Origin of the sequence: Chthonomonas calidirosea T49 (assembly GCF_000427095.1) — a bacterium.
Taxonomy (GTDB): domain Bacteria; phylum Armatimonadota; class Chthonomonadetes; order Chthonomonadales; family Chthonomonadaceae; genus Chthonomonas; species Chthonomonas calidirosea.
Window position 1 is genome coordinate 2943047 of sequence record NC_021487.1, and the last position, 21206, is coordinate 2964252.

Annotated in this window: 15 protein-coding genes; 9 read left to right on the forward strand and 6 right to left on the reverse strand. The window is 55.1% G+C overall.

Going from position 1 to position 21206, the window contains the following annotated elements; all coding sequences use genetic code 11:
* Window positions 1–30: 30 nt before the first annotated feature.
* Complete coding sequence (locus CCALI_RS12370) at window positions 31–1128, reverse strand: ankyrin repeat domain-containing protein (RefSeq protein WP_172636653.1); 1098 nt, start codon at window positions 1126–1128, stop codon at window positions 31–33.
* 550 nt (window positions 1129–1678) lie between these two features.
* Here CCALI_RS12370 and CCALI_RS12375 point away from each other — a divergent pair.
* Entirely contained in the window at window positions 1679–2935 is a 1257-nt protein-coding gene (locus CCALI_RS12375; RefSeq protein WP_016483814.1) for a hypothetical protein, read from the forward strand.
* Between the two features lie 71 nt (window positions 2936–3006).
* Here CCALI_RS12375 and CCALI_RS12380 read toward each other — a convergent pair whose 3' ends face one another.
* The 5 genes from CCALI_RS12380 to CCALI_RS12400 form a co-directional block, all read right to left on the reverse strand.
* A complete protein-coding gene (locus tag CCALI_RS12380) occupies window positions 3007–5142 on the reverse strand; it encodes a PPC domain-containing protein (RefSeq protein WP_016483815.1) in 2136 nt (711 codons plus the stop codon).
* A 49-nt stretch (window positions 5143–5191) separates the two neighbouring features.
* On the reverse strand, window positions 5192–6880 hold the full coding sequence (locus tag CCALI_RS12385) for a c-type cytochrome domain-containing protein (RefSeq protein ID WP_016483816.1): 1689 nt from the start codon (window positions 6878–6880) through the stop codon (window positions 5192–5194).
* A 1-nt stretch (window position 6881) separates the two neighbouring features.
* Complete coding sequence (locus CCALI_RS12390; protein WP_016483817.1) at window positions 6882–8207, reverse strand: DUF1501 domain-containing protein; 1326 nt, start codon at window positions 8205–8207, stop codon at window positions 6882–6884.
* Window positions 8208–8259: 52 nt separating this feature from the next.
* Window positions 8260–10581, reverse strand: a complete 2322-nt coding sequence (locus CCALI_RS12395; RefSeq protein ID WP_052572417.1) for a DUF1549 and DUF1553 domain-containing protein — start codon at window positions 10579–10581, stop codon at window positions 8260–8262.
* Between the two features lie 571 nt (window positions 10582–11152).
* Entirely contained in the window at window positions 11153–12370 is a 1218-nt protein-coding gene (locus CCALI_RS12400; RefSeq protein WP_016483820.1) for a cation:proton antiporter, read from the reverse strand.
* Between the two features lie 187 nt (window positions 12371–12557).
* Here CCALI_RS12400 and CCALI_RS12405 point away from each other — a divergent pair, with 187 nt between their 5' ends.
* The 8 genes from CCALI_RS12405 (at window position 12558) to CCALI_RS12435 (ending at window position 21177) form a co-directional block, all read left to right on the forward strand.
* The gene (locus tag CCALI_RS12405; protein ID WP_016483821.1) at window positions 12558–12863 is read left to right on the forward strand and encodes a metal-sensitive transcriptional regulator; all 306 of its coding nucleotides are present in this window, start codon (window positions 12558–12560) and stop codon (window positions 12861–12863) included.
* Window positions 12864–12877: 14 nt separating this feature from the next.
* Entirely contained in the window at window positions 12878–13138 is a 261-nt protein-coding gene (locus tag CCALI_RS12410) for a heavy-metal-associated domain-containing protein (protein ID WP_016483822.1), read from the forward strand.
* The gene (locus tag CCALI_RS12415; protein WP_016483823.1) at window positions 13125–15410 is read left to right on the forward strand and encodes a heavy metal translocating P-type ATPase; all 2286 of its coding nucleotides are present in this window, start codon (window positions 13125–13127) and stop codon (window positions 15408–15410) included. Before CCALI_RS12410 ends, CCALI_RS12415 begins: the two co-directional genes overlap by 14 nt.
* Window positions 15411–16202: 792 nt before the next feature.
* Window positions 16203–17033: a hypothetical protein gene (locus CCALI_RS12420; RefSeq protein WP_044949236.1), complete on the forward strand. Its 831-nt coding sequence runs from the start codon at window positions 16203–16205 to the stop codon at window positions 17031–17033.
* Between the two features lie 106 nt (window positions 17034–17139).
* Window positions 17140–17703, forward strand: a complete 564-nt coding sequence (locus CCALI_RS12425) for a hypothetical protein (protein WP_044949239.1) — start codon at window positions 17140–17142, stop codon at window positions 17701–17703.
* Between the two features lie 2 nt (window positions 17704–17705).
* A complete protein-coding gene (locus CCALI_RS12430; RefSeq protein ID WP_016483825.1) occupies window positions 17706–18893 on the forward strand; it encodes a hypothetical protein in 1188 nt (395 codons plus the stop codon).
* A 327-nt stretch (window positions 18894–19220) separates the two neighbouring features.
* Entirely contained in the window at window positions 19221–19379 is a 159-nt protein-coding gene (locus tag CCALI_RS16230; protein WP_155850557.1) for a hypothetical protein, read from the forward strand.
* A 523-nt stretch (window positions 19380–19902) separates the two neighbouring features.
* Window positions 19903–21177: an amylo-alpha-1,6-glucosidase gene (locus CCALI_RS12435; protein WP_016483827.1), complete on the forward strand. Its 1275-nt coding sequence runs from the start codon at window positions 19903–19905 to the stop codon at window positions 21175–21177.
* Window positions 21178–21206: the final 29 nt, after the last annotated feature.

The window sequence follows — 21206 nt, forward strand, 5'->3', positions numbered from 1 at the left end:
GTAGGGCGACAACAGGTCGCCCTACTCTTTTTAGGGCGCTAGGAAGTCTGTTTTACCGGTAAGGAAGGGGTGGTCAGTGACCTGAGTGGCTCTTTTAAGGAAGTTGGCCACCTCATAAAAGCGGTTATCCATCGCAAGCTGCAGCGGTGTCTGCCCCTCGGCGTTCAAGGAGCTGGGGTTTAAGCCTGCCTGAAGCAGCCACTTTACCATAGCTAAGTGCCCCCGCTGGGCCGCCAAATGCAGCAACGTCTGCCCTTGTAGGTTGGTGTCGGTTAGGTGGGCTCCAAAGCGCACTAGGAGCTTGGCGAGAGCAACATCGCCCAAGGATACCGCAAGCATCAACGGAGTATCACCTTTAACGTCTTGTGCCTCCACAGAGGCCCCCGCCTGAAGCAGCACCTTTCCGGCCGCCACGTTATCGCTCTCAATGGCAACCAGTAAAGGGGTCTGGCCGCGACGATTGCGCGCTTCGATGTCGGCGTGGGCTTTTAGCAATAGACGAACGATTTTGGCATCGTCTACGGCAGCTGCGATATGGAGAGGTGTATCGCCATGGTCGTCCGGGCTGTCGGGGGAAGCCCCTGCCATCAAGAGCGCTTTTGCGATGGCAAACTGTCGGTGCAGGGCAGCCAGATGAAGCGGAGTTTGATGCCTATAGTCCGCCATATTGGGCGAGGCTTTAGCGCTTAGCAACAGCCGCACCAGCTTCAAGTTACCTTTGTCCACGGCCCAGTAGAGAGGGGTTACCCCTTTCGAGTCGGGCCGGTTTGGGTTCGCATGATAGTGCAATAAAAGGTGGACGAGGCGGATGTTGCCCCACTGGGCGGCCAACTCAAGTGGCGTTTCCCCATCGGCATCGGGCGCGTTGGGGTTGGCCCTGTAGCGCGTCAGGAGCAGAGCAACGATATGGTAACGGTTACAGAGGGTAGCTTCTAACAAAAGAGGAGTCCCTTCTGCTGTGGTTAGGTTTACGGCCTTAGGGTTCTGAGAGAGCAACGTTTGCAGCGTTCGCAGATCATTGGTCTCGATGGCCATCACAAGTTGTCTCGTCGTCGAAGCAAGGCGATGCCGATGCCATATCCAAAGCCCGACTCCAAGGATAGTGCCAACTAAAGTAAGTCCAAGCACAAACCGCTTCATAGAAAATAGAGCAGGAAACCGCTGGCTTTCACCATACGGAGCAATGTCACACCCTTTCACTTGATGACTTTAGCCTATGAGTGCCCAACACTATCGCCCTATTCAAGACAGCGCCTCCACCCTGATCACGTTGATGCCGACACCTCCACGCTAGCCCCAGGGCAAAAAGCCGTTGCTTATTAGCCGTGTGGTCGCTTACTTTCTCTGTGCCTATTGTACCCTATTGGCCGATCCCCCTGCTGTGGAGGGGTACGAGACTTGCTAAAGCTTAATAATAGAAACGCAAACTAACATTCTCCGCACCAGTTCCACAAAATGAGGAAAGTTAGTTGGTTGTTGAGTCGGAGTAAGCGAAATAAAAATCTTAGACTTGCTAACGTTTGGTCACTAGACAGAAGTATCTCTTTTCTCTGTATTTAAGTAATAGTTCTCCTGATCACTTCAGCATTTGACTGTAGTTCAGATAAAAAATGGTATAATGAGCATGTCTCCAGATATCTCGGCGACGTTTATTTGTTTTAGTGAGGTGAACAAATTCATGAAAACTCGCCTGTTCACGATAGCCTTTCTGGGGCTTAGCTTAGTTCTTCTAGCCGGCAAAACATCGGCCCAGCAGATGCCGAGCGTTACCGTGGATGCCGTGAATCTCATCCGTTCAGGATGGATGGCCGGGGGCTATGGTAACTATCGTATTACCATTAAGAATAACGCAGACCACCCTGTTACCCTCGTTAAATGGACGGCTCATTGGGAGATCAACGGTACCGCACTGCCCGGCGAATGGGGCGGCGATCTCCATAAAACCCTTGCAGCCGATGCTACCGAAACCGTTGAGCAGATCGGCTATCTGCCCAAGGACGTAGTGGCGAAGGCGGGAGCAGCCACGCCTTATATGGCCGGTACTGTGGAGGTCCTTGACAACGGACAGACGCTTCAGTTGCCGTTTCGGTTTGCTGTGCCCGCTGCCACGCTGCCCGAACCGCTGGTGCTCGCCACAAGCCGATATGTGGGATGCCGTTTAATGAAGTCACGCTACAAAGACTTTACCTCTCTGCACAGGGCACTTAGCTGGATGGACGACTGTTATGTGGCCATGCGCGACCTAACGGGCAACACTCCCTATAAGGGACGCCGAATCATCTACACCGAGTCGCCCGCGAACCCCTACTGGGCCTACGCGGGGGAAAGCATTACCCTGAACACGAACTACGTCGGCAGCACCATTCAAGATTTTAACAAGGGGCTTATCTCCTTCGGATGGGTTCATGAGATGGGGCACGATTTTGACGATGGCATCGGACAGTGGTATATCTGGAACGGCCCTTCAGCGGAGTTTTGGGCGAACTTCAAGCTAGCTTACGCTCTCACCCACATCCCGTCCTACATTCGCATTAAATGGGACTATGCTCGTGGCTACCCCACCCCTGGAGGTCGTGTCGTGATGACCGGCGAAGACCTGCTTCTGAAGTTCTTCGGGCTATGGGGAGATGAGTATCTGGCCGATCCCTCGCGTAAATGGCAATCCATGAGCTCCGACGATATTCACACGTTCTTTCAGCGCCTTCAGATCGTTTACGGTTGGGATGTTTTTAAGCAGTTCTTTCGCACCTATCAGCGGCTGAAGGCGGAGAACATGAAACCTCCCTCCACGCCTGAGGAGAAGCTATCGCTCATCGCTGCCATTTTAAACGCTTTGACGAAGGGCGACCTGGTACCTTTGTTCCAGCGATGGCGCTTTCCAGTAACCGAGGACAGTGTAAAGGCGATGGCGACTCAGTACCATATATCGGCTTGAAAGAGAAAGGGAGCCATTTTGCGCTTGGTAGCTCCCTTTCTTTTTCTCAAAAGGTTTCTTTTGTTTTTTCGCTATTTCTTCATACCATTTTTGGGTTCGACGGTAAGGAAGATAGGGGCTGCGTACCAAACCTTCATCACAAAATTGATGCTGACGTTGGCCATAACTGCAAGAGGCCAGTTGGAGATGGGAGGAGCGTTGGCATCAGCTTTAATGGTGATCACCCCTTTATTTTGATCCGCCGGAATGGTCACCGCATCGCTCTCGATATGCACTCCGGGTGGAAGCGGATCGGTGTAGATGGCACCGAGATGGTTGACACGTAAATCGAGCGTCACTGGCTGCTTATAGTCGGGGCGCCGTTGGATGGTGACCTCAATTTTGGCCGTGCCACCAGGCTGCAGCGTGATATTGGGGTTGGCAACGGTAACCGTGAGATCGTTGGGATCGGTGATAGCGACCCCGGCCGTATCCACTGGGTAGAGGCCGCGCCCACCACCGGGAATGTAGATTTCGGTTTGATCTTGAGCTTGCCGAGTCACAGTCTCCATTTGGCCGCTGGGGCCTGTGGGAATTTGGGCGGTGCCCACGACATTAAGCAGTGCCGCATCCTGTTTGGCGTTCGAATCGGCAGAGAGCAGAATAACACCTTGCCCTATTCCGGGCGGAATGGTGAGGGGAGAGGCGCTTACACCAGGAGGCAGACCTTGAACGGAGATGGTGACGGGGCCGTTGAAACCGTTCTTCCGGTCGAGCAGTACAAACCATGCCGTTCGGTTGCCGGGAGCGATCATCGCCCGATCGGGGTCAAGCCGCAAGGAAAAATCGGGCTTGTTCGGAACGATTGTGAGAGCATAGTAGCAGTTGGCGCCATATTGTCCCGTCCTGTCACTCACCTGAATCGTATAATCCCCATCAGCAGGAGCGGTCCAATCTATATGGGAATCGGTGCCGAGGCCTGGCGCATCGTCGTTCTCGGCGATCTTGTTCCCTTTGGCATCAAAGAGACGCAGCAGAGTGTCCATTCGGGAATCGAGCCGCTCCGCCGCGGTCTCAAAGCTCCAGTTCTCTCCTTTCGTGGCGTGGAAGGTAAACGGTTGCAGCTGATTCGCCGAAGCAATCCAAGAGCAAACACAACAGGGAACGGTTATCGGTTTAGCACCGGCCAGCGGGGAATCGGAGTTGTTTTGGAAGGCAGAGGCATCTACCGCAGTGACCGGCAAGTGGGTGACAAGCAGCTTTACCGGGTTCGACTCTCCATTTGGGAAGGAGAGCGGTGTATTCCAGATACCGTCCGGTAGGTTGGAAGGGACGGATAAAGTAACCGTTTTCGTATCGCCTAGATTGTATCCCTCTACGTGCAGAGTAACCGTTTGCCCTGCCGTTACCGCGCAGGGTGTGACGGCGATCACATAGGGTGCTGTTGTGATGATGAGATGGAATACCCAGTGGGGATTGCCCCCGTAGTTCACATCACGAACTTTTAGAAGATAGTCGCCGGATTTTTCAAAACGATAGGCTAACAGGGAGTCGGGGCCATAATAGTCGTCGTTTTCGGCTATTTCTACACCGTCTGGAGTACACAAGGTGAGAATAGGATCCGCATGATCCTGCAGGCCATGAATCTTGTTTTCTGCTCGAGCGCAGAGGATGGTAAAAACGACCTGTTGCCCGGCGTTAACATGAAAGCGATAGAACTGAAAAGCGGTGGGGCTATTGATAACTCCGTCTACATCACAAGGGATCTCGATGCGTTGGGCATGCTCGATATCGTAGTTTGGCACCTGCTGCACCACAATAGGGTGACGAGCGACATAGAGTTGACCTACCGTGGAGATGCCGAAATGAGGAGTAGCAATGCGAAACTCATGCAAGCCGAGTGGGGCATCGGCAGCGACGGTAACACGCATTGTTACGCTTTTTACCTGAGGAATCTTCTCCGGATTTTTAGGATCTATGGGCGGCCAGCCCTTCTCTGGTGGCACGATCTGGGCCGACAGATGGGGGTCGTCGAACATAACTTTATAGGCGCCATAGAGATTGCCCCCTTCCGCATCGCTGTTAACGGTGACATCCGATGTCTTTCCTCGCTCCACAGCAAGTGGGAAGGTGGAGAAGATCATGGGAAAAGAGGTCTGAGCTCGTGCTTGGGTGAAAGGTGGCAAGAAAAGTAGGACGATAAGACCATAGAGAACGATTCGCTTCATACCCGCATTCCTCTTAGCATTCTTTGCTGAATTTGCATGGAAAACCGTTCTAGCGCTCTGCGGTTGTGATGGAAGCCACCGGCAGATCGGTACCTTGACAGATTTTTTGGACCTGATCGGGCTGATCTAAATTTCGCATCTGAATGGTTAGCTCCTGCTGATGGAGCCTTTGTTCATGCAGGGCGGGTTCAATGATCCCTTCCCAATCCGGTGAGGCCGCGTAGTAGCCTTGGGGTGTGACGATGCACCACTGCACCTGGTGCTGTTCTGGCCAGAGCACAATGCTGGCAAGCAGTCGGCCTGAATTTACATCCCAAAGGTAGCAGACACCGCTCGCTCCGGCAGCGGCTGCCAGTTTGCCGTCTCGCGTAAGTGCGGCCGCATAGAGCCAATCTCTGCCTCCCTCCAAACCGCGCTGGAAGTCGCCGTTGCCGTTCCAAACGCGGGCAATGCCGTCGGAGGAGGTGGTGAGGACACGCTGTCCGTCGGCGCTGACAGCGATATCATAGGCAGGGCCGTTGACTCCGTAGACGAAACGATCGGTATTGCCGTTGTCGGCGTTCCACCAACGAAGACGTTGGGAGGAGCTGGAGGAGATAAAACGATGTCCATCTGGCAAAACGGCGAGGCCTACAACCCCATCCTCAGGTCCACCATACAGATGGTCTAACTTACCGGAGTTCAGATCGTAGCGGCGGATATTGTGGTCCATGCTCGCCGCATAGAGATAGCGCCCGTCCGGTGAAAAGCGCACTTTGGTCACAGGGTCACCTGCATCGGAAAAGGCTTTAAGCCGAATACCAGATGTCCAGTCGTAAACACGCACATCGTGCCGTTGGGTTCCTATGGCCAAACGGTTGCCATCGGGACTAAAGGCGATACTTGTAATTTGATCGGGCTCTTGTGGAAAACGGTTTTGGGTAGGCTGTTCGGTTTCTAGATCGAAGATACGCACTTCACCGATCATACCGGAGATGCCATCGGCCACGGCAAGAAACTTGCCAGAAGGATGGAAAGCCAAAGAGAGCACCTGTCCGGAAAGCCCTCGCAAGCAACCCAAGGGTTTTGCGTTGTGGACATCCCAAAGCACAACGGCACGGTAGGTTCCGATGGCCAAAGTGTTGCCGTCGTTGCTAAAGGCGAGCGCCCCAATGGGAGGAAGTGGCCCTACATGCAGGGCGTACTCCAAAGTTTCGTTTTTATCTTGTGTCTGCAGAGCAAGCGGCGGCTTTATGTGGGTGGGCAGATAAATGAAGAGGCGCATAGGAGCTGGAGGCAGGGGGCGTAGGGCAAAAGCCGCTTTGGCATCTTGCAAAGAGGCTGTGGCTTTAACCGTCGTCCCTAAGGGAGCTCCGGCATTGATCCATCGGACAAGAAGGGCGATCTGGTTGGGAGGCAGCGGAGGGCCACCTTTCGGCATGAGAAGGGTGGGGCTTGTGGCTTTGACGCGCTGAACAATGGGGCTCTGTGCGGCTTTAAACGGAATAAGGATGGCATGGGGTTTTCCCACAACTACGCCTTTACGAATGGCCTCGTAGCTATCAAGCGCTAGCCCACCAGAGATAGAGACGTCTTTGATGTTTTGCTGGCTATGACAAACGATACAGTGTTCTTTAAGAATAGGTGCAATGTCGGTATAAGTAGGAGAAGCAGCGGGAGAGAGGCTCTGTCCATGTCCTGCAAACAGGCACAACAGAAGCCACCCTCCCACCAGTTGCGCTCCAAAAGAACGCAGCACGCTACAGCAGCTCTTGGATCGGCGTCCCATCATAGTTGATCTTAATCGGACGACCTTGGGGCGACATGTAAGATTTCGTGTAGTCAATGCCGAAAGCCGTATAGATGGTGGCCGCAACGTCTTCCACGCGAACCGGCCGATCTACAGGGGCCTCTCCTCGCTCGTTGGTTTTGCCGACGACGATTCCTGTTTTTATGCCACCACCGCCCATACATACGCTGATGGCGTTAGGCCAGTGGTCTCTTCCTGCGGCGGAGTTGATGCGCGGTGTTCGGCCGAACTCGCCCATCCACAGAACCAGGGTTGTATCGAGCATTCCGCGATTGTGCAGGTCTTCTAACAGAGCAGAGTAGCCGGCATCTAAGGGAGGAAGCATATTATTCTTCAGCCACTCGAAGTTGTTTTGATGGGTATCCCATCCTCCGAAGTTAACCTGCACGAAACGCACGCCAGCCTCTACCAATCGCCTTGCGAGTAAGCAGGACTGTCCAAAGTAGTTGCGCCCATAGGCATCGCGCAGCTTATCCGGCTCTTCATGAAGGTTGAAAGCCTTTTTAGCGGCAGGCGAGGTCACCAGTGCGTACGCCCTCTGATAAAACTCATCCATCGTGAGCGCTGCCGGGGCTGCCGTCTCTGTGTTGCGCTGCCAGTCGTCAAGTGCGGTGCGCAGCAGTTGGCGTCGCTCCATGCGAGTCTGATCGATCCCATTCGGTGGTGTGATATCGTTGACGGTGAAGCCTGGGTTGTTCGGATCGCCATTGATGATGAAGGGGTTGTACTGATCGCCCATGTAGCCCCCTCCACCATGGTTAAATTGAAGGCCTCCAAACGATACAAAGGGCGGCATGGCGTTTTGGTAGCCCTTTTCACGGGCGACAACGGCTCCGTAGCCCGGATATTCGATGGCTCTTGAGAAAGGATAGCCGGTAAGTAGATAGCTTGTGGCCGTTTCGTGGGTTCCATCGGGCGAGGTAACGGAGCGAACAATGGAGAACTTGTCCGCGTGTTTGGCCAATTTTGGCAGATGCTCCCCGATCTGAATACCCGACACATTCGTAGCGACGGCACCAAACGGGCCGCGAATATCCTGCGGAGCATCCGGCTTGGGGTCGAAGGTGTCTATATGGCTTGGCCCACCTCCCATCCATAACAGGATGCAAGAGATGTCTTTAATGTTGGTTTTGCCCGTTAACACCTTCTCGGCATAGGCCGCGCGGAACAGGTCGGGCATGGTCAGACCCAACACCGATAAGGCTCCGATGCGAAGCACGTCTCGACGCGTAATGCCGTCACAATCACGATGTTTACCTAGTTCGATCTCTATCATAAGTTTTAACCTCCTCTGCACTGCGCAGGATTATGGCCAAAAGGCCTTCATATTAGTGGTTGAAGATAAACTCCTTTGTGCCTAGTAGTGTGGCAAGTACATCTTGAAAGACATGCTCTCTATGCTCGCTGAAGATAAGGGCGCCCAAGATGATGTCTCTTTCGCGTTGGGTAGGTAAGCGCCCCAACGTGGCGAGATAGAGATCGTTGATGATCGCATTATCGGATGCTCCCGATTTGATGAGTTTGGCAATGCGCCCATCCGGCGAGGTGACACGATTGTTGATGTCGTTGCCGTTCATCAGCTCGAGGGCTTGAGAGAGATTGGGAGTTTCGTTCCGCTCGCACTCGCAGGAGGTCAAGCGTTGTGGTCGCCCAAAGATATTGAGGAAATCGGAGCCGACATTTGGGTCGGGAAGGTCTATAGCACGGATGCCTGCGGGCAGTCCGCCGAAATGTGGGGTGGTACCGCAAGCCTTATCTATGGCGTCGGAGAGCACCTCGGCCGGAAGTCGCCTTGGCACATAGTGTGTGAAGAAGAGAGTATCTTTGGCGTTATCTACCGTAGCTCTACTGCTGCGTTGATAGGTTCGAGTAAGACAAAGCACGCGCAGGTAGTGCTTTGCATCGAAGTGAAACTGAACCAGGGTATGCGTTAACAGGTTGAGCAGAGGTGGATTGGTCGGCGGGTTGGTAACGCGCAGATCGTCAATAGGGTTCACAAGGCCGGCTCCCATCATATAAGCCCAATAGCGGTTAGCCCAGTTCGTGGCAAACCATGGGTTTTGAGGACTAGTGATCCAGTTTGCCAAAATAAGGCGTCGATCTCCGGTGGCATCTGGGTTGTATTTCCCATCTTTCTCCAGGGCCGCCAGATGAACGCCGAGCGGAACGGGAGGGGCCACCTTGCCAGTGGCGGGGTTTACTACCTCTCCATTGTCACGCACATAGACAACCGTATCGTTGCCGAAAATGCCGAAGTCTTGACTGCCCTTTTGACCGATGCGGGCGAAGAAGGCCGCAAAACGGTAGTAGTCCTCCTGACTCCATTTCTCAAAGGGATGGTGATGGCATTTTGCGCACTGCAACCGTACGCCTAGAAACACCTGGCTGGTGGTCTCGGCCATTTCGGAGGGGTCGTGGGAGACACGGTAGAAGTTGGCTGGCCCGTTGGTGTAGGTGCTGCCCTCAGCAAGAATGAGGGTGCGCACCATCTGGTCAATAGGAACATTTTGCTGAATTTCATTGTGAAGCCAGTTGTCGAAGCTCCACATGCCCTTCACTTGGAGGTCATTTCGGTTCACGCGGAGCAGGTCTGCCCATTTAAGAGCCCAATAGTCGGCATATTCTGGTCGATTCAGCAAGGTGTCAATAAGGTGCGCGCGCTTGTTGGGATCTTTACTGGCGACGAACTCCTCGATTTCGCGCGGGCTTGGTGCCGTTCCGATGAGGTCGAAGAACACGCGACGGATGAAGGTGCGATCGCTACAGATTGGGGATGGGGAAAGGTGCAGCGCTTTCTGCTTCTGCTCGACAAGCGCATCAATCTCGTCGACGATTTTCTGATCGGGGTCGGCAGGGTTGGCGTGGTAGCCGGCGGTTTGGGGGGTGTAAGGGGCATGGCTCGGATAAGGAACCATGACAATACACACCGTGGCGAGCCCGCCAAAGCGTGCCATGATCGGTGTTTGTCCGCTGCCCACCGCACGCACGACTCCATCCGGCGTACAGGACGCGACCCCATCGTCAATGGTATTGATATTTGCAAGAGAGGTAACATTACGGACGGAGCCATCGCTGTAGGTTGCTTTTACGATGATATGAAAAGGCGAACTCCCCTTGTAGGCCACTTTCTCGGAAGGCGTTACCGAGAGGGAAACCAGCTTCGGCTCGTTGGGATTTGGGCCGGGGGCGCCCTCTTGTATCCAATGAAGAAGGGTGTAATAGTAGCTTGAACCGGGGATGAGACGCCGGCCACCTCCATGAGGAACCGTCATGGTGGGCTTAAGCAGAATAAGGCTGTGGATTGGGTCGGCCACGTTCACACGCCGCCCCTTGGCCTGACGGGTTAGCGCGATGTAATCGAGATCGCTGTCGGTACCAAAGAGAGAGAGCTTAAACCCCCCTTTGCCATATTGAGAGCCATGGCAGGCGCCCTGATTGCAGCCAAGCCGCGTGAGGGTGGGCTCTACGTCATTGACAAAACTGACGTAGCCAACCGGGAGATGAGGCTGCACGTGCAGCTGACTGGTAGGCGAGAGGTTGCGTGGCGCCGCTTGCGCGGGCGACAAAAACCCGCCTAGCACAAAGAGCAGACCTCCAAGCGCTGAGGCTCGGCAGAGAGAGGATGTTATCAGCAAATGTTGTCTCATCATTGCGCTTCTCCTTTGGCAGGAGCGATCTTTATGAAACGCCTTCATTAAGAATAGCACATTATAGGCCGCTCGGCCTGCTTTTATGACATAAATTTTAGACACCCCCTCCGCCCCGTTGTTGCAAAATTTTTGATAAACCGGTATTCCTCGGAGCATTTGGTAGGCGAAAAATTGTATTGTCTCTATTTTCGGCAAGCAGCTCTGAGAAATACACGGAAATGCATAGCCAGCACCACGTACATTGCGGTGTTTGACTTCTCTCAGCAAATAGGCTGGATCGTCGGTAAGATACAGGCTTATCCACGACGTTGGTGCATGCTCTGGCACATCGTTAGCAAATTTATGGTTGTTCCATTCCTGCTGCAGGCGAAATCGGAATAGCTTTTTAAGATCATCTTTTCTACGGTCGTCTGGAAATCTCCTTCTTCTGCTCTGCCGAGCAGAAAGCCCTCCTGCACAGCTAGCGTGGACAGGAGGAGATGGTTTGACGGAGGGAATAGACCCGAATGGAATGTCAGGCGCTTCTTATCGAGGGGAAATCGTTTCACCTTCTCTCGTAAAGTGAGCATCCTCACGAAGGCCTATGGGCTGGAGTAGGTGGGGCAAGCTGTTCTTCCTTGGAAAGCAGACGGTGGAGAAGAGGCGCCATAGTAAGCCCCTGCAACAGGATGGAGACCGCGACGGTGCCGAACGTCATCGCGATAAGTTGCGGGCGAAAGGGAAATCGAGGCGCGAGGCTCAGCACCAGCGCCATGGAGAGCGCCCCGCGAAGCCCACCCCACCACAGAATAGGCTGCCAGCGCAACGGAACGGAAGCGTTGAGACGGTTTGCCAAAAAAGAGAGAGGATAGACGCTCAGACGCCCCACGATAACTAAAGCGGCCGCCACTAGGGCCGCTTTCCACAAAGAGAACCAGGGCAACGAGGCCAGCTCCGCGCCTATCAGCAGAAATACTAACGAATTCACCACAAACTCGGCATACTCCCAAAAGGCATAGACCGCCTCTTTTGTGGTGGCCGACATCGCCTCGCAGCCGATATGCCCCACAATCAAGCCGGTCGTAACCACCGACACCACCCCTGAGGCATGAAGACGATCGGCAACCAGGTACGAGCCAAACGCGGTAACGGTGGTGAGCATCAGCTCCAAGAGGTGGTCGTCTACATGGCGATGGAACAGCGAGGCCAGCAGACCGATAAGGCCCCCAATGCCGACGCCCCCTAAAAGCAGGATGGCGAAGTGCTGCCCAATACCTACCGGGGTAGGGTGTCGCCCTAGCGCCGTTTGGGTGGCAAGGGTGAAGAGGACGGCGGCGATGCCGTCGTTGAAGAGACTTTCCGACTCGATAAGAAGCGTGAGCCTGGCCGGGGCACCCAGTTTTTGAAACAGCGCGATGACGGCAATGGGGTCGGTGGCCGAGATGAGCGCACCAAAGACAAACGCCACTTTCAGGGGGATGGCTAGCGCCCAGGCCACCCCAATGGTGACCACCAGTGCCGAAAAGAGGCAGGCACCGAGCGTGTAGATGACGATGGGCAGAGCGTTCTTTTTTAGGTCTTGATAGTTTAAAAGCAAGGCTGTTTTAAACAGCAGCGGTGGAAGAAAGAGGGTCAGCAGCACATGAGCATCGAGCCGCGCCCGCGGCAGCAGATGACTAAAGCCGACGACCAGCCCCGCCCCCACGAGCGCCACCGCGTAAGGAATCTGCAGTTTTCGCGCAATGAGGGCGACGAAAACGGCGATTAAAAACAGCGGCAGGAATAGATTTGGGTCGAATGGGCCAGACACGCAAGGCCTCGCTCTCTCAGCGCGCAAAGAGAAAAATACAGACACTATCATACCCGACGGCGTAGTCTGACCAGACGGTTTACTAAAGACGCTTCTCCTCACATCACCCCCAAGGGAACTCCTGATGTCGTTAAAGACGTAATCTAGAAATACCCCATGGGGGTATATTTCTCATTAAGAGGCTTCTATGGCCCTATCATCGAGCTCTGATAAGCGCCAAAAACTACATAATCGTGTGCGCCGCATCGAAGGCCAGATCCGCGGCATTGGCCGCATGATCGAGGAGGGACGATACTGTGTGGATATCCTCCATCAAATAGCAGCGGCCCGCTCGGCATTGGATGCCTTGGGCATCGAGCTGCTGGTGCAACATCTCCAAACCTGTGTGATCGGCCATAACGTCGAGAGCGCACACCCTGATGCCCAGCGGCTTACCCAAGAGGAGATGCTGCAGGAGGTACAGAAGGTTTTGACCCATTTTCTCAAAAGTTAGAGAGGAGAGTTAGGATGACCAGAACGATCACGTTGCGCATTGAGGGGATGAGCTGCGAGGCCTGTGTAAGGCACGTTACCGAGGCGCTCAAGCGCTTAGAGGGTGTGGAGAGAGCGGAGGTAAGCTTGCAAAACAAGAGCGCCCAAGTGGTTTACGCCCCCGATCGCGTGCATCTGCAGCAGCTTTTGAAGGCCGTGGAAGAGGAGGGGTATGAGGCGTTTGCCGATGACCCCTCGCTGGGTGGCAAAGAGGAACACACCAATGGCTCGCAATGAAGGGGCGACAGAGGCCACGCTGCCTCCGTCATCTCAAGGCCAAGAGGCCGTTTGCACGCTTCATATCGAGGGGATGCATTGCGCCTCCTGCGTGAGACGCATTGAACGATCTTTGCAAAAGGTGGAGGGCGTGCGCGAGGCCCGAGTCAATCTGGCGACCAATCGGGCGATCGTGGTCTACGACCCTGAACAGACGAAGGCCGAAGCGCTGATTCACGCGGTGGAGAGAGCGGGCTATGGGGCTCAGCCGGTGTCTGAAAGGAGTGCTTTTTCTCATCAGGCGCCCTTAATGCCCGAAAAAGAGGCCGCTGCCATCCCAACGCACGCGTCGGCCTCCGATGCAGGTCGCTTGAGGGAGCTTATCGCTGCCGCCGTGCTCACGGCTCCCGTTTTGGGGCTTTCCATGGGGATGTCTCACCGCTCGTTCGCCCTCAACAGCTTGCTGGCCGTCTTCAGCGCTGTGGTGGTGTTCGGGTTTGGACGAGAGCTGTTTGTGGGCGCCTGGCGCGCCTTTCGCTACAGCCACAGCGCCACAATGGACACCCTTATCGTGGTGGGCGCCACGGCGGCCTACACCTACAGCCTCTTCCAACTGGCCACTTCCAACCATCCTCAGCTCTACTTTGAAACGGCAGCGACCATCGTGACCTTTATCCTGCTCGGACGCTATTTGGAGGAGAGAGCGAAGCGCAAAGCCGCCGGTGCCATCCAGGCCATGGCGGAGCTTTCTCCAAGAACCGCCACGGTGGTTACCGAGCGTGGAGAACAGGAGATTCCGTTGGAGCAGGTAAAGCCAGGCGATGTTCTGCGGGTGCGCCCTGGAGAGAAGATCGCGGTGGATGGAGTGGTTACGGAGGGCGTTTCGGCCGTAGATGAATCGCTACTTACCGGAGAGAGCCTCCCTGTGGAGAAGCGTCCGGGGGATAGGGTGGTCGGCGGGACGTTGAACCAGAGCGGCACTCTGCTCTATCGGGCAACGGCCACCGGCTCCGACACCGTGCTGGCCCATATGATGCAGATGGTGGAAGAGGCGCAGGCGAGCAAAGCCCCGGTGCAGCGGTTGGCCGACGCGGTGGCAGCCGTTTTTGTACCGATCGTCTTTGCCGTGGCGCTGCTTACCTTTGGCATCCGTTTTTGGGCCCTGCATGAGGGCGCCACTGCGGCGCTTACGGCGGCCGTAGCCGTGCTGGTCATCGCCTGTCCCTGCGCGCTCGGTTTGGCCACGCCCACCGCCATCCTCGTGGGTACTGGGCGAGGGGCGTTGATGGGCATTCTCTTCCGCAACGGAGAGGCGTTGGAGCGTGCGCAGGCGGTGCGTAGGGTCGTTTTCGACAAAACGGGCACCCTCACCGAAGGACGCCCGTCCGTAACCGATATCTTCACGGTAAAGGGGATAGACGAGGCGGACACACGCCAGCGGGAGCGCGAACTGCTCTATTTGGCCGCCAACGCCGAACGCGGCTCGGAGCACCCGCTAGCAAAGAGCCTCGTCACCAAGGCCGGCCCCGCGCTGCTGACGGCTCAGGTAACCGGTTTTTCGGCCGAAGCCGGCGCGGGTGCGGTTGCGTTTGTGGATGGACGGCTCGTGTGCGTGGGCAACCGCCGGCTGATGGAGCAGCGGGGAATCGCGCTTGACCCCACGCTCCTCACCCACGCCGAGGCGTTGGAAGCACAGGGAAAAACGGTGGTGTTTATCGGGGTAGATGGATGCCTGCTAGGCCTTGTTGGCATCGCCGATACGCCCCGACCGGAGGCAAAAGCGGCCATTGCGGACCTCCAAGCGATGGGGCTAGAGGTCGCCATGTTAACCGGCGATTCGGAGAAAGTGGCGCGCGTGGTGGCGGAGGAGCTTGGCATTGCCGAAGTGTACGCTGCACTACAGCCTCACCAAAAGGTGGCGATCATAAAACGGTGGCAAGCAGAGGGGCGCGGGCCGATCGCCATGGTGGGCGACGGCATTAACGATGCCGCCGCTTTGGTGCAGGCCGATATCGGCATCGCGATGGGAAAGGGCACAGATGTGGCCAAGGAGGCAGCCGACATCACCTTGTTGGGGACGAATTTGCGGAACGTGGCACGGGCGCTTCGTCTCTCTCGCGCGGTGATGCGAGTCATTCAGCAAAACCTCTTCTGGGCGTTTCTCTTCAACACGATTGGCATTCCTCTAGCGGCCTTTGGCGGCCTCAACCCCATGATCGCCGCTTTGGCCATGGCCTTTAGCAGCGTTGCCGTTGTCTCGAATTCGCTACGTCTGCGCACTGTGCGCTTATAGCACTGCGCCACCAACCCAACTGGCCGCTGCCAGACAGCGCGTATACGCCGATATAAAGCTTGCCGAACGCTGCCATGTTGATTCAACCCCCCACCTTCTTTTTATGCTTTTTTATGCTGCCCCGATGGCCGCGTCTATAGGCTGGGCTATCGTCCAACACAGGTCACAAGCCTGATGTCTCGCTAGCGTGCCTGCGACGTGTGTGGGGCTCGGATCTCCTTGGCGTTTGGCACCCTCAACGGCCGCGTGCACGCGCTTACGTTGAGGTCATGAGGGTGCCAGGGGTTGCGTAGAGGACTGCGAAGGAGATCAAGCTACAGGTGCCTCAATGTACTCCACCTTGGAGAGAACATGCTTCTTTGTCCACAACTAGTGGCTCGCTTTTTTGTTTCAAACTAAGAAAAGATCGCTTGCTTTAAGTAGAGGTTATCGAATTTTTAAAAATAAAAATTACTTGCTGTAGTGATAAATGTATGATATAATGTTTCTAGGTTGAGCTGTAAGAGGAGCACTACAGCTCAGGGTTTCTACGAACCAACAACATGGAAAGCTCTTGACAAGCCAAACATCAAAGGAGGTCAAATTAAAAACGATGAAACAGCAACTGTTCGTAACGTGCTCGCGATGGGGCCGCAATCACCATGTACCCCCCCGCAGTTGGCACCTAAATTTTAAACAGTGAGTTAAACCGCGCGCTGCTCTGCACAGGCTGCAGAGCCTGTTGCTCCGCCCTATGCTTCTTCTGTTCTCGCTTTGCTTCGGCCCTCTCTCGCTCTCGCTGGGCACTACACCGTGACCTATGCCGGAGGAAACTGCAACGGGCAGCCCTATACCTTATCTAGCAACGGCACCTACGGGGGAAGCGGTTCTCCCGACATGCAGAATCTCACCATCACGTGCAGCGGCCAGATCACGGCAACGTTTACTTGGGTGCCCGACTTTCCCAACGAGCCCCCTCCTCCAGCCGTCGTGGTGATGCAAGACTGTACAGCTCAGTGGCAGTGCGAGTCCAAGAATCGGCACTTGGGTACCGGCAACGCGGATAACGGTTTGGGGTTTGCCCCGATAAATCTCGGCGATGGAACGTACGAGGTAGGGCAAAGCTCCTCAGGGCAGCAATACCTCATCAAAACAGATAGTACGAACAATTTTACAGAGAACTGTACGCCTTCGGCCAGCATCACCGTTCCAGCCGCATTTGGATTTGGCGTTGGGCGTGCAACAGCGAGTGTAACGTACAAGGCATCAGCCACCCCGTTGATGATTGTGTTGGGGGGCAGCGGCATCAACCTGAACGTCCAACCTGAGTACCTCATCGGGCAGCAGGTCACGTGTAGCCTTATCCCCGGCGGCCTCACGCCCAGCAACTACCAGTGGACACCTCCCGCCGCCTGCCAACCTTTCAAGTATTGGCAAAGATTTAACTACTACCAAGGCGATAGTAGCCGACCTCAAGCTGCCCAGCTTCTTCTTCTTGGCAATCAAGACCTTACCCAAAAATACTTTGACCTTCTACCCCAAAACCCCTGCCAACGGCGTCGTCTCTTGCAAGGTAGATTTAGCTGTCCCGCCTGGAGCTCATCCGGTCGGGGGGTTCCCAGGAACAGTCGTAACCAGCCTTAAAATTAAATTTAGGGATCCGATATTTAGGTTTAGTGTTCAGATTGAGCCCCAAAATAATCCTAATGTTGATCAGCAGGGTGTCTATGTAGACCTTAATAGAGGCACAGTGGGGCTAGACTGGATCAACTTTAGTCATATCACCAATCCGAATGACCCGAAAAGCGGTAGTACGGTACAAACTCCACCGGAGTTCTACCTTTCCGAAGATAAGGGTACGTGGGGTACCTGCCAACTTATTACTCCCAACATCGGCGGTCTCGGTCCTCTACCACCTCCGAATGAAAACCAACAAACAGGACTAGATAATTGGTTCCCCGAAGGCCGCTATTACGTCCCAGCAGATGGATACCCGCCTGTAATCTCCTTTGTAGACACGCCTGACATCGGACCTCCCAACAATGTGCTGAACTTCAGTGTAGATGAGCAATTTCAAACGACCATGATGTACCTACCCCCACCGCAGTCCACGAGTTGCTGGGTTCCTCTAAAGGAAGAGAGCTGGTTTTGGAATGTTACCATGACGTTCCAGAACGGAACATGGGTTGCTCTGCAGAGAGGCGCCAACATAAATGACGGTCCGATATACCCTGCCTTCCCGACGTGGAACCATTTTTTTATTAATTTTGGAGCTTTCTTCTGGACAACTTTTCCGAATGGAGGGCTACATTAGCGATGAACCACCAACATCTTTGCTTTAAACGCCTCTTGGGGCTGTGTGGATTAGGCATTTTAGGGCTCTTGCAGCCCATGCCATCCTCACAGGCTCAAATCGCAGCGCCCCAACCGGACGTTCGTCTCATCTATCTGGCTGTAGTCCCCTTTATTGACCATGTCAACGCCCTGCTGTTCACAGCCTGTCAATGGGAGCAGAAAGGGCAGTATGCTCGGGCGTTTTCGCTTGCAAAGCAAGCGCTGGCCTACGTGGAAGACAAGCACACCCAACAGCAAGCTCAGGAGGCCGTGAAGGCCGCCATAAAGACGGTAGAGCAGATGCAAAAGGGGTCTTCGGCTTCAGTGAAGGAGGGTTTGATCGGCAGCTCATCGGAGGATTATTATGAGCAGGAAATGCTAGCACGTCTATTAAGTAAAAAAGTTCAGACCCATATCTATTTAGGCCATTTGCTGACGTGTGAGGGGGAGTATCGCAAAGCGGTTCAGGAGTTTGATGCGGGGCGCGGGGAGGAGGTGATAGCGCAGTATCCATCTGCGGATGGTCGTTCTTTGCTGCAGAAGACGAAGTCGGTATTAGACCTTATGACACCCCCATTACCGATGTGCAATCCCTATTTTGACGAAGCTTACTGCGAGTATCATTTAGGGGAGTATGCCAAAGCGATGGAGACGTTTTGTGCGGGTTTGGAAGAGTACGGTATGATGACCCTGTATCCTCTGTACTATGCGCGTTTCAAGAAGACGCCGCAGCTGGTAGGTCCGAAGGAGTTAGGGGCGGTGTTGGCCTTGATGGAGAGCGGGAATGTGACTATGGATGATGGAGCAAGTTCTTTGCCATTTAGAATACCTCCCGACCCTCGTTACTCGTACAACTGGGACAAGGCGTTAAAGTATGCAGAGGAGGGCTACAAACTGATGCCAAATAACCTGGATTTGGCTCAGCAGTATTATGTGCTACTGTGTACATTCAAACGCTATCAAGAGGCGATAGAGGTGTGGCGGCACATGTATGCCTTAGCGCAGAAAGGGCCTTCGGCTTATGAGACAGTGGATCCTTGCCTAATGCAGGATCTATGGGGTTGCCTTGTACTCGTGCCTGATACGGAGTGGGAGGCGTGGAAGCGTGCTCATGGCGGTCGAGATGCCTATCCGATCCCTGTCATTAATAGCCTTCCTTCGAAGCACTAGGGTAGGAGTGAGCAAGGAGACAAGGGAGGGAAGACAGGTGTCTTCCCTCACCCTTACTCCTCTCCTGCGGGAGAGGGGAATAAGGAATAATGGATTCACCCATCTATGGCGACTCCCTATGGTCGCCCTAATTTTGGTGGACACGTTGTCAAAACGGACAGGCACGTGTGTGAAACGGGCAGGCACAGGGGGTGAAACGGGCAGGCACAGGGGCACACGGGCAGGCACAGGGGCCTGCCCCTACCCAACATTCACACCTTCCCTCTAGGGAGAGGGGTATTGGATTGTAGGGGCGACCCCCTGTGGTCGCCCTAATAGGAAACCCCCATGGTCGCCCTGATTTTTGTGGACACGTTATCACAACGGACAGGCACAGGGGCGAAACGGGCAGACACGGGGGGTGAAACGGGCAGGCACGGGGGCCTGCCCCTACAATCGGTGGATGTTTTATGTGGGTGGGTTTTGTACGGGTGGCCAGATTGGTAGATAGACACACAAAACTGTGGGGGGCGACCCCCTGTGGTCGCCCAATAACCCCCATGACCACCCGATTTCGGGGAAAACCATGGTCACATGGGCACACGGGGTGAAACGAACAGGCACATGGGCACACACGGGCAGGCACGGGATAAAATGGACAGGCACAGGGGGTGAAACGGGCAGGCACGGGGGCCTGCCCCTACAATCGGTGGATGTTTTATGTGGGTGGGTTTTGTACGGGTGGCGAGATTGGTAGATAGACACACAAAATTGTAGGGGCGACCCCTGTGGTCGCCCTAATAGGAAACCCCCGTGGTCGCCCTAATTTTGGTGGACACGTTGTCAAAACGGACAGGCACGTGTGTAAAACGGGCAGGCACGTGTGTAAAACGGGCAGGCACAGGGGCCTGCCCCTACTTGACAAATCTCTGATTTTTCGATATACCAAAACTCGCATTTCTTGGAGCTACGTCCCGCCAGGGAAAACGGAATAAAAACCAAAACCACCCTTAGCTTATCAGTTAAAACGATGGAACTACCCACCCCACATGCCACGGCTTTGCGCGCAACCTGCGTGCTTGAAACTCCCGACCCTCTCATTAACTATGCCTTTCAGTATGCCAAAGACAACATCGCCCGATGCATGCGCTACTACACGCTGGGCTGGGGAATGAGCAACTGCCCCCATGCTACCACCATTGTGGTGGGGCGCGACACCGGCTGGATGTGTCTGGGCACCGACTATGTGGCGCCTTGGTTTGCCCCCGAAGCGCTTCGTGTTTTTAGACGCCGGCAAAAACCGAATGGGCAGATCATCGAGTATGTAGACCTGGAGAGCGGCGCTCAGTCCGACTATAACCTCAACGTCAGCGACAATACGCCCCTCTACCTCTGGGCGTTGGCGCATCATTGGCAGATGCATCCCGATGAGGCGTTTCGAGAGGAGTTTGCGGCCTCTGCCCAAATGGCCTGCGAGCATCTGCTGGCTGAGCGCGGTCCGTCCGGCCTGCTGGTGGGCGTCCCGGCGGGTACAGGCTCCTTTGGCACATGCGGTTGGCGCAACATCATCGAGGGCTATGTGCAGGCCGGGGAGGTCACCGAGATCAACGCGCTTGCGGCAATGGCGCTTCGGCAGATGGCCGATTTTCTTCATGAGCCGCGCTACCTGCAGGAGGCCCAGTGCCTTCAGGAGGCTATCAACACGCATCTTTGGACGGGCAGTTTGTATCTGCTAAACCGGTTTGAAGGAAAGCCGAACCCGCAAGTAACGGGCGACATGGTGTTTCCAGTGCTTTGTGGAGTGGCTTCGGACGAGCAGGCTCGCGCCGTGTTGACTCGGCTGTCCCAGCCAGATTTTTGGAGCGTGCGAGGCATGCGCACTCTACCGAACACCGATCCCCAGTATCATCCGGAGCGAGCTTATGGGCTTTTAGGGGGAAGCTGGCCGAACCTCACGCTGTGGTATGCGGCGGCAGTGGCTCCCCACGATCCGGACACCGCCCTAAATGCCCTTCGACTTGTGGCGCAGCCGGTTGTGGAGGCGATGCCGCCGGAGGTGAACGTGCATCGTGGTGAGTTTGCTGAGTTTTTTCATGGCGAGACCGGCGTAAATTTGGGGATGCACCTCTCGCCTTGGGTGGCCCCTACCTTTATTTGGGCGGTACTTGAAGGGCTGTTGGGACTGAAATGGCAGGGTGGTGAGGCCACTTTTGCGCCCCATTGGCCTTACGAGTGGCGCGAGGTAACCCTGCGCAACGTTCCTACAACAAAAGGCCCTAAAGACTACGTGCTGAAGCGTGAATAAACCGAATTCCATATTGCGATCGGGACGTC